Origin of the sequence: Sphingopyxis sp., from assembly GCF_035250425.1 — a bacterium.
Taxonomy (GTDB): domain Bacteria; phylum Pseudomonadota; class Alphaproteobacteria; order Sphingomonadales; family Sphingomonadaceae; genus Sphingopyxis.
The window spans coordinates 1-20,716 of record NZ_DATFFD010000299.1; the positions used below are offsets into that span (position 1 = coordinate 1).

Here is a 20,716-nt window from a genome sequence, read left to right on the forward strand (position 1 = left end):
CATCAACCCGACCGACCGCGAACAGCGCGTGCCGCCGATCCTCGCCGAGCTGCGCGATGCGCAGGGGACGATCGTCTATAGCTGGACGATCAAGCCGCCGGTGCGGATGCTGCCGCCCAACGAAAAGGTCAATTTCAGCGAGGCGAAGCTCGACATTCCGCGCCGCGCGACGCAATTGACCGTCAGCTGGGCGCTACCAAAGAGCTGACATCCCAACAGCTTGTCGTGACGTCACGGCGTCACAGGCTGAGCGCGGCGGCGAGCGAGAGCAGGAAACTCGTCAGCGTGGCGACGATGATCGGCGCGAAACTGCGCCATCCCTGGTCGAGCAACAGATGGAGCCGTGCCTTCATCGCCGTCGCGACGATGGCGAGCAGCAACAGCGCCTGCGCGCCCGTCGCAGCGGCATCCTGCGCCTGCTTGGGGATGGCGATCAGCGAATTGAGCGCCGCTATGCTAAGGAAGCCGAGAATGAACCATGGGAGGCGCAGCGGAATCCGCCCTGCGCCGTCGCCCTCGCCGCTGCGGCCGAGCCAGAGCGCGACGAGCATCAGCATCGGCGCGAGCAGCGCGACGCGCGTCAGCTTGACGATCGTCGCGACCTCGCCCGCCGGCTGCGAGAAGGAAAAGCCGCCGCCGATAGCCTGCGCGACGTCATGGATCGACGCGCCGATCAGGAAGCCCGCCTGAGCATCGGTGAGGCCGAGCTCGGCGGCGAGCACCGGATAGAGCGTCATCGCGAGCGCGCTCGCGACGGTGATCCCCACGAGCGTCAGCGTGAAACGCGCCTGATCGACGCGCTTGTCGCCGATCAGCGAATAAAGCGCGAGCGCCGCCGATGCGCCGCAGATCGCGGTCGCGCCGCCCGCGAGCAGCGCGGCGTGGCGATCCTGCGCGAACAGCCGCGCGCTGGCCACGGTGACGATGATGACTGCCAGCATGATCAGAACGAGCAAGGCGAAAGGCAACGGTCCGAGTTCGACGAGCTGTTCGGCGGTGATTCGCGCGCCGACGAGCACGATCCCGACGCGCAGCGCGGTCTGCGACATCAGGTCGAGCCCGGCGTGGGTGCGCTTGTCCTGCGACAGGAAGCTCATCGCGAGCCCGATCAGCAGCCCCATCAGCACCAGCGGCGCGGCATAATGGTCGGCGAGCCACGCCGCGGCGAGCGCGGCGATGGCGGTAACGAGGACGCCGGGCAGATAATCGCGCCAGCGGCGGTGCGCCGGCGGATGCGCCTCGAGCTGCATTTCGCCATAAAGGTCGGCGGCCATCGGCCAGCTTTGTTCGGATGGCGTCACGCTATGTCCCCGATGTCCATGGCGCCGCTTCGCACATCGCCGCGCGCCGGTCGATAGGCCATTGCTGGCAAGGCGCGGGCTTGCTAGAGGCCGCGCTCTATCAGCACCCGTAGCTCAGCTGGATAGAGCGCTGCCCTCCGAAGGCAGAGGCCAGGGGTTCGAATCCCTTCGGGTGCGCCATTTCTCTTTACATTTCATATACTTGAAGGTTCCCCGGATAGGGGTGTTGAAGCTTGGATTTTGCCAAGTAAGCATCTCGCTCGTTGCGGGAGCCCGCTACGCGCTGAATTGGTCCCGTTGTCAATCGAATCGAAGGAAGCGCTGGTTCGTGATTTCAATGCCTTAGAGGTATTCTCAAGGCCTTTGGGGATCGGCCACTGCCTTCTTCGGAAATGCTTCCGAACACATCGGCTGTTACCAATCATGATCGCCCGATCGCCGGGAACTGTGCATGCTCAGACGTGGCAGCTTTGCGTCCAAAACTGGGCCGTCGGTACTTACGCTAAATCGATGGAAACAGCCGTGGTTTGGTGGAGGGATGTCCGGAGCGATCAAGAAGAGCCGATTTGGTCAAAGCTAAGACAAGTGCGGATCCTGCTCGAACCTACGTGTAGAACGCCAGTTGGTCCAAGGTGAGCAGCGCGTGTAGCGCGCGAGGCATCGTGTAGAGGTCGCTCGCTACAGCTCCATGGCTGACGGCGTGCCGGGAACCCGCTCTCCCAATGTCGCCCGGACTGAAGCCGGCGTAGGTATAATTCTTCAGATATTGCCCGAACTCGACCGGGAAGAAGAGGGTGTCACTCCCGCCGGCTCGTTGCTCGGCGAGTGTCATCATGAACTCCAGTAGTTTCGGGATCTTGTGCGTCCGGATGCCGTTCGCCTCGTAATGGGCATCCGACATCACCCCTTCGATCTCGCTCAGCACAATCTTGATGACGGTGACCGGCTCTTTCGCGCCGAAGGCTGCGATTGCAGGTCGCAATATGGCTTCGCGAGATTTCAAATGCGGCCGGCCCATCCATCGATCGAACATGCGGTCGAGCCGCTCCGCGTCGAACTTCTCGATAAGAGCATGCTCGGTATCGTCGAGCTCGAAGCCAGCCTCCTGCGCGTCGAGGAGGCTGCGAAATTCTCCTTTCATCAACTCAAGGAAGGGGAACCACCCTGCGGCGACAATCGAATCAAAGGTCGGCTCGTGGGCAAGCGCCGCATACAGATCCGCGTAACGCATTTTCCGGACCATTCGGCCGATCGAGCGCTTGGCGTCCTCGATGGATAGTTCTTGCCCTTCGCTCCGATCGAAATCGAAGAACAGACCGAAGCGCCATCCCTCGCGGATGATGCACAGGATGCGATCCGCCGGGCCGATGTCGACGCGAGGGAACCAGATGCCGGTGATATCAACCGTATCATTCTCGAACAGCACCGTGCCGGCCTTGATCGGCCCGGGGCGCTTCAACGTCGTAGACATCGTCATCGCCGCACGATCGATCCAGAGTTCCGCGCTATTGTCAGGCTTGATTACGAGGAGGACCGTCGAAGCCCGTTCTAGCCGATCGTAAGCGCCAGCTGCCTGGGCGCGGTTCTCGATCGCAGCAGCCACGTTGGCGATGAGCTTGTGGAAGAGTGCCTCGTCCGACGTAATCTCCATCCGGGTCCAGACCGTGACCGTCTCGTCAGCTCGCGCCGCAGTTGCCGAGATACCGGCGAAGTTCACATCCGTCAGCAGGATCGGTTCGCCGAGATTGCCCACCTTGAGTGCGGTGTTGCCGGACCCCTCCTCCGGGACCGCTTCTGTCATTGGAAAACTTTCATCTGTCTAAGATCCATCCGGAAGAGCCCCCTCGAACAAGCTGGCCTTGCCCTCGATCGTCTGTCGCAGCGGCAGCAGGAACCATGGCGTCCGATCGGGAAACAACAGGCTGGCGGCAAGGGCGGTCATTGCCACTCCCGGACCGTCGGGGGCGGGGTTACCAGGCCAGGCGGCCTCGATGTCGGCAACGCTCCAGACATCATGGCCAATTTGGAATACGGCATTTTTGCCACCCCGGATGATCGCGTCGCCAAACTCCTGGAAGTTCTCTGGCAGATAGGCATTGAGGGCCAGATGATCGACCTGTTCGAGCGCGGCGTCGAACTCATCGGCGAGGTCGAAATGCGGTGCGGCGCGAAGGAGGGCGAGCATGAGTTCCGTCGGCCTAGCGATGAATTTCGCGCGAACCCCACCGGGCTGAGCCGCCCGGGCAATCAGATATCCGAGAATTTGATCGGGCTCGAGATGGGCCAACGCAACCTTGCCTTTATTGGCAATTGAAGATGAGAAGAGATGGCCGAGGAGCTGTTCGCCCTGATCGCGCAGGCCGATCCGCGACATGGCTGAAATAGTGCTCATGACGGCTGGCGATTGGGCGTCGCTCATTGCCACCAGAGAAAGGGAATAGGTCTCGAAAATGCGTGACAGCAGCGACGTGAAGCGGGCTGCGGCAGCCGAACTATCCTCTCCATTCCAGAGCCGGGTGTGGATCGCAAATCCTGCCCAGCCGAGAAGCTGCGATATCCGGATCGGGAGATGATAAAGCTCGTTCAGTCCGCCTGTCACCAGCGAGAAGCGGTAGTTGTCGAGCGCCGCCACCGCATCGGCGATCATCGTTTCGACCAGCGACGCGATTCCGGAGCAAGCCGCGGAGAGATGGTCTGCAACGGCGGCTTCGCGGGACCAGGGCAGCAGCGCGACGGCGCATGCCGCGCGGACCTCGATCTCCCTCCCGCGATCCGCAGATTGCTGGGCTTGCACGGCGCAGGCCTGAGCCATTCGCTGCGCGAAAATGACCTGCGCTTCGGGTTCGCCTTTCAACTCTTCGAGGATCGCGCCCAACCGGTCAACGAATTCGCGAGCGTCCCACCGGTTTGATATGGTGACATAGGGTGCCCACAGTTTTGGCAAACCCTCGCGGATGGATGAACCGATCTTCGCGTCGGGCCATCCGGCCTGAACGCTGCGGAGCGGCGCGTCACCGGTCCCGGCATGCGGATTCTTGCAGAAGCCGGCTGGTCCATAGAGGTTGAGGCCCCAGACGACGGGCGTCTGTTCCCCCGCGGCGCTGACGCGCTGCGAGACGGCGCGGCCGATTTCGACGAGGTCGAGTGTTGCGCTCGTATCCTGGAGGAACATGTCGCCCCTGATGCACTCCATCAGGGCCGTGGTTCCGACCCCCCTGCCGTCAATCTCGATCGCCGACTGGTCGGATGCCGATGTGGCGAGCAAGCTCACTCCCGGCGTCCCGAACTCGCCCATGACTTCGGATTTCAGGATGACGTTGAGGTCGGAGATCAGGCCACCCGACTGACAGGCGTCGATAACGATATAGGTTTGCCGCGGTGCGGCCTCGGAGATCATGCGGAAAAGATCGGCAAGCGATAGCGCGGTGGCGGACAGGGCATCTGCCCGGCTGTCGCGCATGGCCATGTAGAAGCTGCCGCTGCCGACGGCGCCATGACCAGCAAAGACCACCGTGAGGGTGTCCAGCGTCTCGCCCGTGAACAGGGTCGAGGTCAGTGCCTCGCGGACTTCGCCGAGGGTCGGAGACCGAAGGAGCTGCGAGTTGCCGACGTCATAGTCGCCAACCTGCGGCGCGATCAGCAGATCGAATATCCCGGAGGCGTCGGCCTCGGCGCCAAGCAGCGGCGCCAGATGATCGTAACGGTCGCAGCCGATTGCGAGGAGCGCCCTGCTGCTCACGGCTTGGCCGTCTTGAATCTGGCCTTGCGTTCAGCCTCCTTGTGGAGCGCTGCTTGAACCTTCTCCGCCTTGACCCTCTCGAATTCAGCTTCAAGTTCGGGCGACACATTTTCGAACTCCGACTTCATGCGTTCGAATGTTTCGGCGCTGACATGCGTCTGCGGCATGCTGACATTGCCGTCGCGGTCGACACCCAGCTCGATCTTCTTCATCATTTCCAGCATCGACTGGGGAAAGGATCCGGCGGCGCGCGCGTCGACGACATTTCCGACCTTCTCCGCAGCTGCGCCGACAACGCCATACATATTCTCGGCGAACTGCCGCTGCATACCCTCGCTTATCGGAAGGATGGAGCGGGCGATGAGGCCAAGGTCGTTGTCAGCGAGATCCTTGAAGGGGATCACCCACTCGGCCGAAATCTGGTGCATCGTCGTGTCCGGATCTTCTTCGCGAGCCGAATGGATCCAGCCGGCGCCATGGTTCATTCGAAGGATATTCCCTTCATCCACGAACATGGCTTGCGACTGCATCTGCAATTTTCCGAGCAGCTTGGCGACCGACTTCTCGACCGCTGCCGCCTCATCGGGGCGCTCGAAGCAGCGAAAGCGCGGGTCGGGCTCGGGTGATGTCGTGTCTGCGTCGTCCATATCCCGCTCTATCATGTTCCGCGGTGCCGCGAAGCAGGTCAGGCATTGAGGTGCTGGAAATCGTGACCGTTTTGATCCGGAACTCCGACATCATTTCTGATGGGGCGTGATGGCCGGCAGATCCTTCAGCTTGTCGAACACCGGGTCGATGCCCGGCGCTTTCAGCACGGGCTTCCTCCGCCCGGAAAACTCTCCGAAATTGTCCGCCTCGCATGCGATCGTCCGGTGCAGGAAGATCTGGCAGACGCTCATGCCCGGGTAAATCTCCAGCGGCACTTCGCCCACATTGGCGAGTTCGAGCGTGAGGCATCCCGAAAACATCGGGTGCAGCCCGGCGGCCGTCTCGATGACGAGACCGTGACGGCCGAGCGAGGATTTTCCTGTGACATAACCCGACAGCGTTCGCGGCAGGTGAAGCCATTCCAGCGTGACGCCGAGGACGAAGCGGCCCGGATGCAGGACATAGCTTGAACCGAATGGCACGAAATGCTGCTTGGTTGGCGACTCTTGCGCGGCGCCGCTTCGCTCCTGGATCGGAAGGGCGACCAGCGACACCGACTTGGTGCTCGTCTGACGGAATGAGCGGAACCACCGCCCGAGGCGGAGATCGATCGAGGTCGCGCCGCGTGCTCGAAGGGCATCCGGATCGGGACCCGGAACGACGGTCAGCCGATCGTCGGTATCTGCATCGAGCGCGTCGATGATCTGTTCGGCGCTAAGCATGGCCCAACCTCAATCTATATTCCGATACTTCGACCGACTTCAGCATCAGCTCGTTCAGCATGCCAAGTTCGGGCTGGTCGGTTTCCGTGGACAGGCCGCCCTTGCCGCGAAGGTGCAACCAACCGGCCGTCACGATTTCTGCGAGAGTCGCCCCGTCGCCGTCGGGGATGCCAATCGTAAGCGCCCCACGGACACGGTCGACGGCCGCATCGCGGCACATGGGAACAGAGGATCGCTTGAGAATGTCGAACGCCAGATCGCGCACCATGGGGAACATCGCCTCGACCGCGTCATCGGCAAAAAGAAGAATGTCGCCAGCAATCCCCACCCGCAGCGACGAGTCCTGCCAGTTGGCAAAGAGATCGTCATCGACCGCAAACTTCAGCTCGCGAACGCCGTCGAGCAGATATCGCACGCGGTTGAGGCTCGAGGGATAGGTAACGCTCCGGTTGCTTTTCCCGGGCGCCAGGAAATATTCGTAGGCGAACGCAAAGGAGGGGCCGAAGACGTAGAGGGCGAACATGTCGCAGAAGATCTCTTCGAGCTGCTTTGCCGCGGAAGCAAAGCATTGATGTTCGAGCCAGGACAGATCATGCCCGTCGCGAGCCAGCTGCGACGTGAGGCGGTCCCTGTCGTCGGGACGGTTCGCGATGGCCTGCGCGATCGCGGCGATGAGCCGCGGGGTAATCTTGAGCGCTATGTCCGCCTGGCGCCACGCCGAATGGCCTATCTCATGGCCGGCGAGCGGGATGATCAGCACATTCCCCGATTCCGGCGCGGGTCCGCCGACGAGGACGAAGTCGCCGAGGACATCGAGATTCATCGGCCATGTGAACGGAACGAAGTTCCATTCGGACGACATGATGAGCTTCGCCTCTTCTCCGATCACGCGCTGGATGAGGCGCTTGAGCGGAAAATGGACCTCGAAGGCGTTGCGCACGTTCGTCGAGCGCAGGATGAAACCGAGAATGTCGGTATAGCGCTCAAGAAATATGCTGGTGTCGGCACAGACTTCGTCGACCGTGGCGTCGGAAACAGTGTCTGGGATCCGGCCGAGCGAACGCTGCCGAAGTTCGAATTCCCGTTTCAGGAGCGCGAGCGCCTCCTTGCCGTCGGGGTGAGGAAAGTCTGCATTCTCGAGCTCAGCGATCTGGTCGAGAAAGGCCCGAACCCTACGACGCGCGGACGCGAGTCGAAGCGTTTTCGTAGACGGACGGCCAATCGTTGACGTCAAAGGCGACCTCCGAGTTGATCTCCTGTACCAGTTCGCGGTGGAGCCTCGTGCACGCGGGGATGAGCTTGCCCACCGGGGCGGCATCGCCTCCCACGACGAGGGACAGGTCGTCGCTCATGCTCTTGATATATGCCTGGATCCGCTGAACCTTCGGCTGACCCGCCGGACCGCACTCGCGCACGATGCGCTCATAGGGCTCGTAGAGGCTGGGCTCGACAAAGGTGAAAGCCGCGGTGCCGGTGTTTTCGCCCGAGCTCTCCAGCAGTGCGGTCGACAGATGGGCAAGAACGTCGGTCTCATAATCGAGACCGGCATTCGCCCTCTCAAGCTCGATCATCGAGCGCAGCGTCAGATCGGTGAGCGCATATTTCGAAGGTGACTGAGCAAGCACTCCCATGAGCTATCCCCCTTGCGGCGACTCGAAACATTGTCGGTCGCCGCACTGTACTTGGTCGAACCGCTACTACAGTACGAATTAACGGATGCTATAGTTTGACTCGATTTGAGTCAAATCTTTAGACTCAATCCGAGTCAAGGTGGCTAAGCGATTGCTTTAGCCAGATTTCGGAGAGCTCGGCCCGAAACAAGATGCTCGCAGCGATGCCGGGGCGCAATTTGTGACGCTGTGCTGCAGCTTCGAACGCCGTCTTGGTGGACTGGTCTGCGACGTGTGCCGTAATCTTCATGCATTGGGCACGCGGTACATCGTGGCGATACTTGCCGAGGTCGCCGAGCCGATCGAGCAGGAGTTCGCGCTTGATGAGCAGATTGGCGAGGGAGCTTTTGTCGATGCCGAGCGATGCGGCATAAAGATGGAACTGCTCGGCTTCCTCTTTCGCGATATAGGCTGTGATCTGGACCGACATCAGATCAGCAGCAACTGGCGATCGGGAACGATGATTTGCGGCGCGATGGCATCGGTACAACTGATCAGCATGATGAAGTGGCGCGACGTACGAAAGCCTTCGCCTAGAAATTCATGGCGCACCCCGTTTGCGTCGGCCATTGCGAACGAGCGCTGCAGTGTCATTCGCTTCGTCGGGATGAGGCGTCCCAGCCCTTCTTTCGCCGCGATCCATTCAGGCCAGGCATAGTTGCCGAAGCGCTTCGCAAAGGCGGGGGAGACGGCGACCCTGCGAATGCGGGCGATCACGCCAAGGTCTGCGTGAATTTCGAAGGGATCGAGAATGACGGCCGCACACGCGCGCTCGTGGGTCGCCGCGTAGCGCCGGGCGGTCGCATAGATGGATGCCCCATAGCGCTTTGCGAGCGCGAGGATGGCGTTGATCCCGAATGGAAGGTCACGTGCGTCGCGTGCGAGACCGTCGATCTGGAAGAGCGCGTCTGACGCAAAGACATTCGCTTGGCGCTCGAACTCATCCTTGATCTCGGGCGAGAGGGTTTTGCGGCAATCCTCGAAATGGCCGAACACGCTTTGCCAGGGAAGCAGGGCATGCCCGCTCTCATGAAGCTTGAGAAAAGGCAGCTTCTCCGCCGGCGTCTCGGGGTCGATATAGGCAATGCGCGCGTGCGGATCGAAGACACCCCATAGTTTCGACAGCGCGGAAAGGAGCGCCTGGCTTGCCCGTTCCGCCCGCTGGCGAAGCCAGGCAAGCCGCCGTTCGTCGATCGCGATCGGCACCACCTCGATCTTCGCGGCGTCCATGATCTGGTCGACCGGGGTCGGATAAATGCCGAACGCATCCGCGTTCAGAAGGGCAAGCCGCGCTTGGCGGGCGACCTCCTCTCTTTCGTCTTCGGGAAGGGAGGAGTCGTCCGCCAGCACTACTTCTTCTGGCTCCGTAAAAAGCTCAGATATTGAAGCAACTGTTCTTCTTCCTCGTGTGAAAGCTCACCGAGGATCGAAGTTGCGACCCGATTGATCGGCGTCGCCGATTCCGTGACGAAGCCGGCGTGCTCCATCAGCGTGTTATAGTCGACAGCGTAGGCGCTCGCGAGACGATGAAGCTTCATCGCGGAGGGCTTCTCGATGCCGCCTTTTTCGAGCTGGCTCAGATAGCCGTTCGAGATTTGCCCGTCCGTAATTCTCTCCACATCCCTTAGCGTGAATCCTCGCGACTTTCGTATGTCATTGAGAATTTTTCCAAATGTCGCACCCCTGTCAGTCTCCTCATTCGTTTTGGTCATAGGTCACCCAATTCTAGCCCTCCAGCAGTTCGGTTCTGATAGCAGATTTGCTAAGTTTAGCAAGCACTACTTAGTGCACTTGACACTTAGCGGCGCTAAGCATACTTAGCAGGCGTCGGGTTCATTTCGGCCCGCGAATCGAAGGAACGACCATGGAACGCCCTGGTAAGAACGAAGAAGATGTGGTGATCATCCACGACAAGGTCGGCGTCGACGTCGAAGTCGAAGTCGAAGTCCGCCACGAGAACGGCCGCGACATCATCGAGGTCGACATCGTCGACATCGAGGAATGCGGCCGCGAAAACCGCTGCCCGCCGCCCGCGCGCCGCTACCGCGTCAAGATCGACCACAACCACTATGTGATCGAGAAGCGCTTCATCACGGCGCGTGAGCTGCTCGAACTCGCCGGCAAGACGCCGCCTGAGAAGTATGAACTCGAGAAGCGCATGCACGGCGGCCACTATGTCTCGCTCGAACTCGACCAGAAGGTTGACCTCGGCGAGCCGGGCATCGAGGTGTTCGAATCCTTCCCGCTCGACGAGACGGAGGGCTGAGGACAATGCGCCGGGATTTCGAACTCGGCCCCAGCGACACCCGGGCGCTCGACGCGCTCGGGTGTCGCTGGGAAGCGGCCAATCTGGCCGGGGCGTTGTGGATCATCATCCACGATTTTCCGATCCCCGCGGGCTATAATGTCGTGCTGGCAAGGGTCGCGATCCGCGTCGACAACTATCCGTCGGGCGGCATCGACATGGCCTATTTCTATCCGCCGCTGAGCCGCAGCGACGGGCTGCAGATCAACAATCTCTCGGAATTCCAGCTCGAGGGGCTGACCTATCAGCAGTGGTCGCGGCACTATGGCTGGAATCCCGAAGTCGACAGCCTCGCCACCCATATCCGCCGTGTTCGCGGGTGGCTGAAGCACGAATTCCGCAAGCGCTGAAAGGAATAGCTATGGACATTCTCCGCATGATCGACGCGCAGCACGCAAGGCTGAAGACCCACCTGCACGACGGGTCGGGCCTGGAAGCGGTCGCGGTCGGGCTCTGCGGCCGGGGCGGGACGCCTGAGCGTCCGCTCTTCGCCCTGCACGAGATCGTCGAAATTCCGCACGGTGATTGCTGGCGCAGCCCTGTCTCGGTCAGATGGCCGACACGGGCGCTCCGTGCATTGCTGGCTCGCGCAAAGGCCGAAGGCCTCGCGGTCATCAAATTCCATTCGCACCCGAAGGGCGCGCACTTCTTTTCGGGTACCGATGACATCTCCGACGCCGATCTCTTCTCGGCCGTCGGGCTCAAGGTGCCGGGCGATCACCTCAGCGCAATCATGCTTCCCGATGGCGAGGTCTTTGCCCGCCGGCTGGCGAGCGGCGCCGTGGTTGGAGAGGTTGCGCGCGTCAGCGTGGTAGGCGACGACCTTCTGTTCTGGGATGCCTCAGGGCTCGACAGCGATCGCACGCGCGATTTTGACCTTCGTCATCGCCAGGCGTTCGGCGACCGGACGACGCGCATTCTCTCGCAGTTGTCGATCGCGATCGTCGGGGTTTCAGGGACGGGCAGCCCGATCGTCGAACTGCTCGCGCGGCTGGGTGTCGGCCGGATCGTGCTCGTCGAATTCGATGTCGTCGAGGCGAAGAACCTGAATCGTATCTGGGGGACGCGCCGGGCGCATGCCGAGGCGAAGATCAACAAGGCGCACGCGATCAAGACCCATATCGACGCGATCGGCCTCGGGACTGTGATCGAAGTGGTCGAGGACCGCATCGAAGCGGCCGAAGCTATTGCCCGCGTGAGCAGCTGCGACATGGTGTTCGGCTGCATGGATTCGGTCGAGGGCCGCGACACCCTCAACCGCCTCGCGACCTTCTACGCCTTGCCCTATATCGACATGGGCGTGCGCCTCGACGCCGATGGCGACGGCGGCATCGCGAGCATCTCGGCGGGCGTGCATTATCTCGTGCCCGGCCGGTCCAGCCTCCGGTCGCGCGGCGTTTACAACGCTGACAACCTCCGCGCCGAATATCTCTATCGCACCGATCCGGTCTTCTACGCCGACCAGGTACGTCGCGGCTATATCAAGGGCGTCGACGTCGACCGGCCTGCGGTCATCAGCATCAACGCTGCGGTCGCGTCGGCCGCCGTGAACGAGCTGCTTGCCCGCCTGCATCCCTTCCGGACGCGGCTCAACGCGAATTTCGCCGTCCAGAAGATACTCTTCACCCACGGCCGGACGGTTAACCGCGCCGAAGGGGACGCGGATGCATCGCTCGCGGCGTATGTCGGCCGGGGCAACGCCTTGCCGCCGCTTCTGCTGCCGCGTCTGTCGAAGGCGGCCTGATGCTGAAGGCATTCATCGCGCGCCGCCGGGCCTGGCTTGCGCGTCTCATCGGGAGAATCCGCGGCGACCGCGGGCTCGTGATGGTCACGGTTGTCGAGGAGCGGCCGCAGCATCCGCGGGGCAACAGGCTCTATGTCACGGCGAACGGTGGTAAAGCGTCCTTCGCCGTCATGCGTTGTCCCTGCGGCTGCGGCGACAGTCTCAACCTGCGCTTCGTCGGATCGCGCCGGCCGATCTGGACGCTCAAATCGCTGGATGGTCCGGCCACCTTGCGGCCTTCGATCTGGCGCACGAGCGGCTGTCAAAGCCATTTCTTCCTGACCGATGGCGAGATCATATGGTGCCGCCACGATGCGTTCGCGGCGGACGAACTTTCGGACTCTTGACGGCACTATTTTGCCGGCTGCGAACCTGGTGGCGCGGCCGGCGCCTGCTTGGCCGGAGGGGAGGGTAGCTTCTCCTCTTGCCACTGTTCGCCGATGAGCGACTTCGCCACCCATCCGAGGGCTATGCTAGCGAGGATGGTAACCAGGAGAAAGAGGACAGGATGTCGCTCGGTCCATGGTTTGGCGGTCGGCGCGGCCCAGCCTTCGACAAAATCATCGATCAGTTCTTCATGACGCCCGCGTTCCTCGGCGAACAATCGCGCGGCGTGGCGGACGTCGCTGCCCAAGCCGACGCGGCCAAGGGCATCGCCGGCCCTCGCCTCGATGGCCGCATGGTGTTCTGCCAACGCTTCGCGAAGTTCGGCCATCATCGCCACGCGCTCCCCGCCTGCGTGACTGGTAACCGACCCGATGCCGGCGAGTGCAGATTGGATCGCCTCATACGTTGCTTCCGAAGTTGCCCTCACCGCTGCCTTGATCGTGGCGCCGGACTTGAGGACACCTTTTGCGCGTTGCGACGCTACGATGGCCCGCATCCGCCCGTCGAAGTCTTTGATCGCCCGTTCGAACAACCGGCGGTATCTCGCTCCAGCCTTCTCTCGCACGGATTTCTGTCCGAACATTGTCGCCCCCTATTTAGATTCCTCCCGCTGGACCTCTTCACACTTCGCCGCAAAACCATGGTCAACGAAAAGACAGACGTTTGTACGTTTGTATCCATGAACTACTTTGTCGACGACGGATTTGATATGGATGACCATGGCGACATTAGCAAACGCCCGCTTTTCTCGGCTTGATCTCAAGAGCCGATGGGTCGCCGTCATCTAGAAGTAGCCGCCGGTCCAAAGCCGGCACCGAATATACCAATGCCGGCTCATATATTGCTTAGTTAATTCTTCGTCACTTTGACGGGGGCATGAGGCGAGCCGTGTTTGGCAGGTCTCACTTCACCCAAACCCGGATCTGAGGTTGATCGCCGCGTTCCAAGCTCGGCCCAAGCCTCAAGATCGTCGATCGCATAGACCACCCGGCCGCCCAGCTTTCGATATGTTGGACCCGTACCGTAGCATCGATGCTTCTCGAGGGTTCGAGGCGATAGGCCCAGGTGTATCGCTGCATTCGGTGTAGTCACGTAGCGAGGCATGATTGCCGTATCGGTTATCGACGTTTTGGCGTCCTTGGTCATGTCTTACTCCTTGTAACCGGGCCATAATTGGCCCGATCAAAGGAACGGTTCTGGCTAGGGACGTGACCTTGCCCTCTCAAGCGGCGAGAGATTCTCCGCTCGCGTCGGCGGCGGGCTCCTCTGCAACAGCGGCCGCCAGAAAGCTCGCAAGGGCCTGTTTACGGGAAGCATGATCGAGGGCGTAGGCGGTCAGCTTGTAATGGGCTCCGTCAAGAAGGCCCTGGATATATCCGGCAACCGTGTCGGCGGCTGCGATGAGCGCGGCGTCCATTGTATGGATATAGCGGCCGGTTACCGACCCCTTGGCATGACCGAGCAGCGCTGCAACCGTCGTTTCGGTGAAGCCAAGATCATTTGCGATGCTCGCGAAACTATGTCGCAGCACATGCGGTGTGATGTCGTCCAGACCGCATCCGCCGAGTATCTTCGTCCAGTGATCGGGAAGAGCGCCGAAGGCGTTGTCGCTGCCTGTGCCGGGGAACACATAAGTTCGAGCCTCTGACATCCCCTGTTTTTGCAGGCATTCGATGACATGCAAGCCGACGGGCCGGACCGATTTTCCTTCCTTACTGTCTTCCAGGCGAAGGCAGCTGCTTTCGATGTCGACTTCGCTCCACCGAAGCTTGGTCAGTTCGCTACGTCGGCAGCCGGTGAGCGCCAGCAGTCTCATAATCTGTGCAGCTATCGCGTATTGCCCATCGGCCTCCGCGTCGCGAAGTTTGGTGCCGATCAAGCGATACTCCGCCTCCGATAACCGGCGGTCGCGAACATTGTCTTTCGGTTTACGGATACCGAACGCCGGATTGGTTTCGATGATGCCGAACTCGACGGCATAGGTCAGGATACCCCCCAGCAAGCCAATGGTTCTGGCGGCGGTTCCCGCGCCGCCTCTCACAATCGCCTTGCCTCGCAGCTTCGCTGTCCTGACGCTGACCGCCGTCTTGCCGGCCATGATGTCCTTCATCGCCTTGTTGATGTGGGCCTTGTCCAGATCCCTGACCCGCCGCGGTCCAAGCAGCGGCACGATGTGGCGCTGGATGCGACCCGTATCGGTGTCGATGGTCGATTGCTTCTTCGGTCTCCCGCCTTTGCCGAGGATCAGGCCGGCGTTGAGGTCGGTCAGATACAAGGTGCAAAGCTCTTTGACCGTTATCGCTTGCCTGTCGATCTGTCGCTCTTCCTGCGGATCTTCGCCTTGAGCCACGCGACCCAGTTGAATGCGCGCCTCGCGGCGCGCCATTTCGGGGGTCCAGATACCGTGCATGCCGATCGTCAGACGCCGCGATCGCCCTTGGGTGCGATACTGGATGATGTAGCTGCGCTTGCCAGACGCGAATATCCGGATGCCGAAACCCGGCAATTCGTCGTCCCAGATGATATAATCCTTCACCTCGGCGATAGCCGCCTCTACAAGGCGTTTTGTGATCCTGCCCATAGGCTGCAACCTCTTCGAACCGTACTGCTTCCGCGAAAGCACCGCGTAAGCAACAGGGGGTGTATTCTCGGCGGGCCTAGGTTAGCATCGGCGGCAGCGATTTTCATCTTTCCGATGCGATATTAGTAGCTTAGGGTAGGAAAACAGGCTCTGGCGTTGAATAGCGTAGCCTGTTGGTACCCGCTCCGAAGGCAGAGGCCAGGGGTTCGAATCCCTTCGGGTGCGCCATTCTTGTTGGACGCCAGGATGCGCCCGTCCGTCCTGCGTGGCGGAGCGGGGGCGCCGGCGAGCGAATGACGTCGAGGAACGCCTCAGACGCCGAATGAAGAAAATCACTCCCTCGCTTCGAGCATGCGGATATTCTCGCGAACTTGGATCCGTTCGGAGGCGAGAACCTCGAATCGCTCCGCGCGGCGGCCGTCCATGCCGCGTCCAGCGGCGGCCGTCCATGCCGCGCCCATGCGCGCCCGGCGGCCTCGAAGCCCGGGCGTGCTGGACGCTACCCGTCTGACCCTGTTGCCGGATCGATCGGAGCGGGCCGCGCCCGTCCGGCTTTCGTGTGCCCTTGGCGCAATCGTGCAAGATATATTCTATTTTGTTTGCAATATGGAATAATTGTGCCATTATGCCGCAACAGAAAAGCGACAGAGAGTCGCGCCGTTCGGGAAATGGGGAGGAAATTATGAACATAGTTGCCTGGCGCCGGGTCGCCATGGGATCGATGCAGGTGAGCCTTGTCGCGCTTGCCGGCGCGATCGCCTTGCCGGCATCCGCCCAGACCGTCTCGGCTGAGGCGGAAGGAAGCGACGATGCCATTGTCGTGACGGGACAACGCGCTTCGGATGCCGCCTCGCTCGACAAGAAGCGCAAGTCGGACACCACCAGCGAAGTCGTCTCGGCGAACGATGTGGGCAAGCTGCCCGACCAGAATGTGGCCGAGGCGGTGCGGCGGCTCAGCGGCGTCTCGGTCGCCACCGACAAAGGCGAGGGGCGCTATCTGATCATCCGCGGGATCGAGCCGAACCTCGCCAATGTCACGATCAACAATCAGACCGCCTCCGCGCCCGAGCCGGAGAACCGCAACGTCAAGCTCGACGACATTCCCTCGGGCCTGATCGGCTCGGTCACCGTCCACAAGACGCTGACCCCCGACCTCGACGCCAACGCCATCGCCGGGCAGGTCGATATCAACACGGTGTCCGCCTTCGACAAGAAGAACCGCCTCTTCGGCAGCGCGCGCGGCGTCGTCGGCTTCTTCGAGGATACGGGGCGCAATTCGCGTGAGGGCGATGTCTCGATCGGCGGAACCTTCGGCGCGGACCAGCAGTTCGGCCTGGTCGTCGCCGCCAATTATTCGAAGCGGCCGTCCTATTCCGAAGACGTCCTTGCGGGCGCGCGGCAGGAGGTAGACGGCTTCGATCTGCCCGAGGAACTGGACCAGCGTGTCTACGATCCCGCCTATCGCATCCGCAAGGGCGCGGTCGCGAACTTCGATTGGCGGCCCTCGGACACGGTCAACCTCTATGCCCGGTTCCTCTATTCGGAATTTTCCGACAGGGAAGAGCGTCAGCGCTTCCGCCTGTTCCTCCCGGAGGACGCGGGCGATTATTCGTCGCTGGATCAGAATGGCGGGACCACCGATTCGACCGACGCGCGCCGGCTGCTGCGCCGCCGCCAGGAAGTGACCGATACCACTACCTTCTCGCTGGGCGGCAAGTTCGACATCGGCCGGGCGGAACTGACGGTCGAGGGAACCCGATCGACCTCGAACAAGAAGGATCCGATCCGCGACGAGGTGGAATATCGCGCATCCGGGGTCGGCACCAGCTTCGAGTCCGGCGATGGGCTGCTCGATAGCTTCACGCCGAACGCCGCCGCGCTCGACCTCGCCAATTACCGGCTGCGCAGCTACAAGCAGGTGTCACGCCGGGCGCAGGAGAAAATGGACCAGTTGCGTGTCGATCTTCGGATTCCGGTCGACGCCCTGGGGGCCGACAGCTTCATCAAGCTGGGCGGCAAATATCTCGACCGCGACCGCTTCGCCGACCAGACCGGCCGCACGCTGCGGGCCAGAGGCGCCGCCGCCAGCCGCACGGCTGCCAGCGACAGCAGCGACAGCGTGCCCACGATCTTTGACGGGCGTTACGGTTTCGGCGGGTTGATCGATTTCGATACAATCCAGGATTATGTCTTTGCCAATGCCGGCGACACGAGCCTGTTCCGGCCCGAGTCGGACGAGATCGCCCAGTCGACATCGGAAGACTACCGGGTCGAGGAAAAAGTCGCCGCCGCCTATGTGATGGCCAACATCAAGGTCGACGAGCTGACCATCATTCCGGGCATCCGTGTCGAGCGGACCGAGGGCGATACGGCGGCGATCGCCTTTACCGGCAGCACAACCCTCGACAGCAGCTACGACACCTTCGGGCATTATGCCTATACCGACTGGTTCCCGGGCCTGAATCTCAAATATGAGATCAGCCGGAATCTTCAGGCCCGCGCCGCGGTGACAACCGCGATCGGTCGTCCGCCCTTCGTCCAGCTTGCTCCGACGATTTTCGTCAATGCGGGGGACAATGAGGTCGCGCTGGGCAATCCGAACCTCAAGCCGCAGAAGTCGTTCAATCTTGATGCCGGACTTGAATATTACTTCCCCAGGGAAGGCGGGATGTCGGTCGCGGTTTTCTACAAACGGATCTCCGATCCGATCTTCGGGACGACCAGCGTCCAAAGCGGAACCTTCGCCGGCGTGCCGCTGGTCGATGCCGACGTCAGCACCTTTATCAATGGCGACAAGGCGACCATCAAGGGCATCGAGTTCGCGGTGCAGAAGCCGCTGACCTTTCTGCCCTCGCCGCTCGACGGGTTCGGCATCAATGCCAATCTGACGCTCAGCAGCAGTGATCTCGAGGTTCCGGGACGGACGATCAAGACGCCGGTGGTCGGGCAGGCCGACACGATCGCCAGTGCCCAGCTCTATTACGAGAAGTACGGCATTTCCGCCCGCGTGGCGCTCTCCTACCGCTCGGCCTATCTCGACACCAGCGAAGGCATCGACGTCAGCGATCCCTCGGGCGAGTCGGATGGCTATTTCGGCGCGATCACCACGGTGGATGCTCGCATCGGCTACCGCCCCGCGAAGTTCCTCGAAATTTTTGTCGAGGGTACCAACCTGACCGATGCGGTCGACTATTATTATTTCGCCAGACCGTCGCGTTTCCGGGAAGCGGAAAAATATGGCCGTTCGATGCGCGTCGGGCTGACCCTGACATATTGAACGGGCTACCATGTTTCGCGAAATGGAGGGGGGTCGCGAAAGCGCCCCCTTTTCCATGTAGTCCCATCGCTAATCAAAGGGGGGCGGCCTTGCGGACGGTATTAAGCCATTGTCCCCAGTGCCGATCCCCGCGCCGGGGCGGCGCGCGCGCGCCATATTGCCGTCATGGTTTGCCAAACCAATGGCGAGCAGCGGGCGCGCGCTGCTCGCCACCCGATTACAGCGTCACGCGCTCGCCCGTCCGCGCCGATTGCGCCGCGGCTTCGGCCAGCGTCAATGCCGCGACGCCGTCAAGATAGCCGATCAGCGGCCGTGCGCCATCGAGGATGTCCGCGAAATGCTCGGCCTCGCGGGCATAGGCGACCGCGTAGCGGTCGAGGAAGAAATTCTGGAAGCGGTCGGCGGCGGCACCATCCTCGCCCCAGGTCTCGACCGTCGTCTCGAGCTGGTTCTGCGCACGGATCATCCCCTTCGATCCGAACGCCTCGATCCGCTGGTCATAGCCATAGCCGCTGCGGCGGCTCGACGAGATCATGCAGAGACGGCCCGATGCGGTGCGCAGGATCGTCTTCGCGGTGTCGGCGTCGCCCGCCTCGCCGATCGCGGGGTCTACAAGCACCGAGGCGCTGGCAAACACCTCGGCCACTTCCTCACCGAGCAGCCAGCGCGCCATGTCGAAATCATGGATCACCATATCCTTGAAGATGCCGCCCGACACCTTGACATAATCGACCGGCGGCGGCGCGGGATCGTGGCTGATGATATGCAATGTTTCGAGCGCGCCGACCGCGCCGCCGGCAAGCCGCGCCTGCAGCGCCGCGAAGTTCGGGTCGAAGCGACGGTTGAATGCGAGGAACAGCCGCGCGTTCAGCGCCTCGAACCGCGCGGCCGATTGGCGCGCGGCGGCGAGGTTCTGGTCGAGCGGTTTTTCGCAGAAGATCGCCTTGCCCGCTTCGGCGGCGGCGAGGCTATAGGGAAGGTGGGTATCGGTCGAACTCGCGACGACGACACCCGCGATGGCGGGATCGGCCAGCGCGTCCTCGATCGTCGAGACCTGCGCGCCATATTGCGCGGCGACCGCAGCCGCCGCTTCGGGAAAGGGATCGACTACCCGCGCGAGGCGCAGGCGCGGGTTGGCGGCGATATTCGCCGCGTGGATTTTGCCGATCCTGCCGGCGCCTATCAGTGCGATATCGTGCATTCAATCCTCTCCAGTTGAAATATCATTCCATGTCTTTTATGGGTGAAACATTCATTCTATAGCGTGGAAAATGGCAGAGGGCGACAGTTGCGTTACAAGTTTTGAACAGATATTCCGTTTTTATGGATGATGGGGGAGAATGAAGTTGACCGACGTCCCGACCGCCCCCGTTTCGGCGGAAGAATTGCGCGCCGAGATCGTGAGCCGATACGAAACGCTGAGCAAGCGGCTCAAGCAGATCGCGCGTTACATTCTCGACGAACCCAACGATATCGCGCTCGAAACATTGGCCGTCATCGCCGATCGCTGCGGTGTTCAGCCGTCGGCGATCGTTCGCTTCGCCAAGAGTTTCGGATTCGAGGGCGCCAGCCAGATGCAGCGGCTGTTCCGCGACGGGCTGCTCAGCAACAATGCCGCGCTCGGCTATTCGGAGCGCGTCCGCCAGCTCGATCAGGCTACGAACGCGCGCGAGGCGGAGCCCGAGAATCTCCTGGCCGAGTTCGTCGAAGGCAACAGCCTGGCGATTCAGAATCTGTTGCAGACGGTCAGCGCCGCCGACATGCGCGCGGCGGTCGATCTGTTGATGGCTGCGGACACCGTTCATGTCGCGGGCTTTCGCCGATCCTTTCCCGTGGCGTCCTATATCGCCTATTCCTTGCTCCAGGCCGGCAAGCGCACGGTCTTTATCGACGGCGTCGGCGGCCTCGGGTTGCAACAGGTCCATACGATCGGCCCCGACGATCTGCTGATCGCGATCAGCTTTCGTCCTTATTCCGAAGAGACGATCGCGGTGGTAAATTCCGCGAAGGCGAACGGCGGTCGCGTTCTCGCGATCAGCGACAGTCTGGTGAGTCCGGTTGCCAAGCCCGCCGAGCATGTTCTTCAGATTCGCGAGGCCGAAGTCAGGAAATTCCGGTCGCTTTCGGCGTCGATGTGCCTGGCGCAGGCGCTGGTGATCAACTTCGCCTTTGAGGCGACGCGCACCGACGGAAAGGCGCGGGATCATGTCGGAACCTGAGGCGTTCCATTTTGCGGCGCGTATGAAACATATGTTGCAAACATTCTAGAACTGGAATATGTGTTTCAGACCAAGGAAGGATGG

The 20,716-nt window shown here is 61.7% G+C and carries 20 protein-coding genes, 1 tRNA gene and 1 pseudogene; 8 read left to right on the plus strand and 14 right to left on the minus strand.

The annotated features are described in order from the left end of the window. A pseudogene (locus VJ811_RS17990) lies at nt 1-208 on the plus strand (thioredoxin); the annotation flags it as partial. A gap of 31 nt (nt 209-239) precedes the next feature. Here the strand turns inward: VJ811_RS17990 and VJ811_RS17995 are convergent. Then, nucleotides 240-1,274, minus strand: a complete 1,035-nt coding sequence (locus VJ811_RS17995) for a YeiH family protein (protein ID WP_414711976.1) — start codon at nt 1,272-1,274, stop codon at nt 240-242. Between the two features lie 130 nt (nt 1,275-1,404). Here VJ811_RS17995 and VJ811_RS18000 point away from each other — a divergent pair. Then, nucleotides 1,405-1,481 (plus strand) — tRNA-Arg (locus VJ811_RS18000). Nucleotides 1,482-1,905: 424 nt separating this feature from the next. Here the strand turns inward: VJ811_RS18000 and VJ811_RS18005 are convergent. The 9 genes from VJ811_RS18005 to VJ811_RS18045 form a co-directional block, all read right to left on the minus strand. Next, complete coding sequence (locus tag VJ811_RS18005) at nt 1,906-3,102, minus strand: hypothetical protein (RefSeq protein ID WP_324074914.1); 1,197 nt, start codon at nt 3,100-3,102, stop codon at nt 1,906-1,908. Between the two features lie 18 nt (nt 3,103-3,120). Then, entirely contained in the window at nt 3,121-5,040 is a 1,920-nt protein-coding gene (locus tag VJ811_RS18010) for a hypothetical protein (RefSeq protein WP_324074916.1), read from the minus strand. Beyond that, complete coding sequence (locus VJ811_RS18015) at nt 5,037-5,576, minus strand: hypothetical protein (RefSeq protein WP_324074920.1); 540 nt, start codon at nt 5,574-5,576, stop codon at nt 5,037-5,039. Before VJ811_RS18015 ends, VJ811_RS18010 begins: the two co-directional genes overlap by 4 nt. Before the next feature lie 201 nt (nt 5,577-5,777). Continuing rightward, a complete protein-coding gene (dcd, locus tag VJ811_RS18020) occupies nt 5,778-6,410 on the minus strand; it encodes a dCTP deaminase (protein WP_324074922.1) in 633 nt (210 codons plus the stop codon). Further along, nucleotides 6,403-7,644 (minus strand): hypothetical protein, encoded by a 1,242-nt coding sequence (locus VJ811_RS18025; RefSeq protein WP_324074924.1) that lies wholly within the window; start codon nt 7,642-7,644, stop codon nt 6,403-6,405. Before VJ811_RS18025 ends, dcd begins: the two co-directional genes overlap by 8 nt. Continuing rightward, on the minus strand, nt 7,583-8,041 hold the full coding sequence (locus VJ811_RS18030; protein ID WP_324074926.1) for a hypothetical protein: 459 nt from the start codon (nt 8,039-8,041) through the stop codon (nt 7,583-7,585). Before VJ811_RS18030 ends, VJ811_RS18025 begins: the two co-directional genes overlap by 62 nt. A 124-nt stretch (nt 8,042-8,165) precedes the next feature. Continuing rightward, a complete protein-coding gene (locus VJ811_RS18035; protein WP_324074928.1) occupies nt 8,166-8,510 on the minus strand; it encodes a hypothetical protein in 345 nt (114 codons plus the stop codon). Then, a complete protein-coding gene (locus VJ811_RS18040) occupies nt 8,510-9,430 on the minus strand; it encodes a hypothetical protein (protein WP_324074930.1) in 921 nt (306 codons plus the stop codon). The genes VJ811_RS18035 and VJ811_RS18040 overlap by 1 nt, the downstream gene beginning before the upstream one ends. Further along, on the minus strand, nt 9,430-9,792 hold the full coding sequence (locus VJ811_RS18045; protein WP_324074932.1) for a helix-turn-helix transcriptional regulator: 363 nt from the start codon (nt 9,790-9,792) through the stop codon (nt 9,430-9,432). The genes VJ811_RS18040 and VJ811_RS18045 overlap by 1 nt, the downstream gene beginning before the upstream one ends. 152 nt (nt 9,793-9,944) lie before the next feature. Between VJ811_RS18045 and VJ811_RS18050 the strand changes: the two genes are divergently transcribed. Genes VJ811_RS18050 through VJ811_RS18065 form a run of 4 tightly spaced genes read left to right on the plus strand, consistent with a single transcriptional unit; the run spans nt 9,945 to nt 12,515 of the window. Beyond that, nucleotides 9,945-10,346 (plus strand): multiubiquitin domain-containing protein, encoded by a 402-nt coding sequence (locus VJ811_RS18050; RefSeq protein ID WP_324074935.1) that lies wholly within the window; start codon nt 9,945-9,947, stop codon nt 10,344-10,346. Nucleotides 10,347-10,351: 5 nt separating this feature from the next. Beyond that, a complete protein-coding gene (locus VJ811_RS18055; protein ID WP_324074937.1) occupies nt 10,352-10,735 on the plus strand; it encodes an E2/UBC family protein in 384 nt (127 codons plus the stop codon). Between the two features lie 11 nt (nt 10,736-10,746). Then, the gene (locus tag VJ811_RS18060; protein ID WP_324074939.1) at nt 10,747-12,129 is read left to right on the plus strand and encodes a ThiF family adenylyltransferase; all 1,383 of its coding nucleotides are present in this window, start codon (nt 10,747-10,749) and stop codon (nt 12,127-12,129) included. Then, nucleotides 12,129-12,515 (plus strand): DUF6527 family protein, encoded by a 387-nt coding sequence (locus tag VJ811_RS18065; protein WP_324074941.1) that lies wholly within the window; start codon nt 12,129-12,131, stop codon nt 12,513-12,515. The genes VJ811_RS18060 and VJ811_RS18065 overlap by 1 nt, the downstream gene beginning before the upstream one ends. Nucleotides 12,516-12,520: 5 nt before the next feature. On the opposite strand, the gene VJ811_RS18070 is transcribed toward VJ811_RS18065, so the two are convergent. From VJ811_RS18070 to VJ811_RS18080, 3 genes are all read right to left on the minus strand, one after another. Beyond that, a complete protein-coding gene (locus VJ811_RS18070) occupies nt 12,521-13,138 on the minus strand; it encodes a hypothetical protein (RefSeq protein WP_324074943.1) in 618 nt (205 codons plus the stop codon). A gap of 266 nt (nt 13,139-13,404) precedes the next feature. Then, nucleotides 13,405-13,701, minus strand: a complete 297-nt coding sequence (locus VJ811_RS18075) for a helix-turn-helix domain-containing protein (RefSeq protein WP_324074946.1) — start codon at nt 13,699-13,701, stop codon at nt 13,405-13,407. Nucleotides 13,702-13,777: 76 nt separating this feature from the next. Next, nucleotides 13,778-15,136, minus strand: a complete 1,359-nt coding sequence (locus VJ811_RS18080) for a site-specific integrase (RefSeq protein WP_324074948.1) — start codon at nt 15,134-15,136, stop codon at nt 13,778-13,780. Nucleotides 15,137-15,818: 682 nt separating this feature from the next. On the opposite strand from VJ811_RS18080, the gene VJ811_RS18085 reads away from it, so the two are divergent. Next, nucleotides 15,819-18,413: a TonB-dependent receptor gene (locus VJ811_RS18085; protein ID WP_324074949.1), complete on the plus strand. Its 2,595-nt coding sequence runs from the start codon at nt 15,819-15,821 to the stop codon at nt 18,411-18,413. Between the two features lie 217 nt (nt 18,414-18,630). On the opposite strand, the gene iolG is transcribed toward VJ811_RS18085, so the two are convergent. Next, on the minus strand, nt 18,631-19,614 hold the full coding sequence (gene iolG / locus VJ811_RS18090) for an inositol 2-dehydrogenase (protein WP_324074951.1): 984 nt from the start codon (nt 19,612-19,614) through the stop codon (nt 18,631-18,633). Nucleotides 19,615-19,759: 145 nt separating this feature from the next. Here iolG and VJ811_RS18095 point away from each other — a divergent pair, with 145 nt between their 5' ends. After that, nucleotides 19,760-20,632, plus strand: coding sequence for a MurR/RpiR family transcriptional regulator (locus VJ811_RS18095; RefSeq protein WP_324074953.1), 873 nt, complete (start codon nt 19,760-19,762; stop codon nt 20,630-20,632). Nucleotides 20,633-20,716: the final 84 nt, after the last annotated feature.

Coding starts and splice junctions, on each gene's coding strand:
- VJ811_RS18005 (WP_324074914.1), bottom strand. CDS start 3,102: ATGACAGAAGCGGTCCCGGAGGAGGGGTCCGGCAACACCGCACTCAAG.
- VJ811_RS17995 (WP_414711976.1), bottom strand. CDS start 1,274: ATGGCCGCCGACCTTTATGGCGAAATGCAGCTCGAGGCGCATCCGCCG.
- VJ811_RS18065 (WP_324074941.1), top strand. CDS start 12,129: ATGCTGAAGGCATTCATCGCGCGCCGCCGGGCCTGGCTTGCGCGTCTC.
- VJ811_RS18080 (WP_324074948.1), bottom strand. CDS start 15,136: ATGGGCAGGATCACAAAACGCCTTGTAGAGGCGGCTATCGCCGAGGTG.
- VJ811_RS18085 (WP_324074949.1), top strand. CDS start 15,819: ATGAACATAGTTGCCTGGCGCCGGGTCGCCATGGGATCGATGCAGGTG.
- VJ811_RS18030 (WP_324074926.1), bottom strand. CDS start 8,041: ATGGGAGTGCTTGCTCAGTCACCTTCGAAATATGCGCTCACCGATCTG.
- dcd (WP_324074922.1), bottom strand. CDS start 6,410: ATGCTTAGCGCCGAACAGATCATCGACGCGCTCGATGCAGATACCGAC.
- VJ811_RS18050 (WP_324074935.1), top strand. CDS start 9,945: ATGGAACGCCCTGGTAAGAACGAAGAAGATGTGGTGATCATCCACGAC.
- VJ811_RS18035 (WP_324074928.1), bottom strand. CDS start 8,510: ATGTCGGTCCAGATCACAGCCTATATCGCGAAAGAGGAAGCCGAGCAG.
- iolG (WP_324074951.1), bottom strand. CDS start 19,614: ATGCACGATATCGCACTGATAGGCGCCGGCAGGATCGGCAAAATCCAC.
- VJ811_RS18055 (WP_324074937.1), top strand. CDS start 10,352: ATGCGCCGGGATTTCGAACTCGGCCCCAGCGACACCCGGGCGCTCGAC.
- VJ811_RS18070 (WP_324074943.1), bottom strand. CDS start 13,138: ATGTTCGGACAGAAATCCGTGCGAGAGAAGGCTGGAGCGAGATACCGC.
- VJ811_RS18075 (WP_324074946.1), bottom strand. CDS start 13,701: ATGACCAAGGACGCCAAAACGTCGATAACCGATACGGCAATCATGCCT.
- VJ811_RS18060 (WP_324074939.1), top strand. CDS start 10,747: ATGGACATTCTCCGCATGATCGACGCGCAGCACGCAAGGCTGAAGACC.
- VJ811_RS18045 (WP_324074932.1), bottom strand. CDS start 9,792: ATGACCAAAACGAATGAGGAGACTGACAGGGGTGCGACATTTGGAAAA.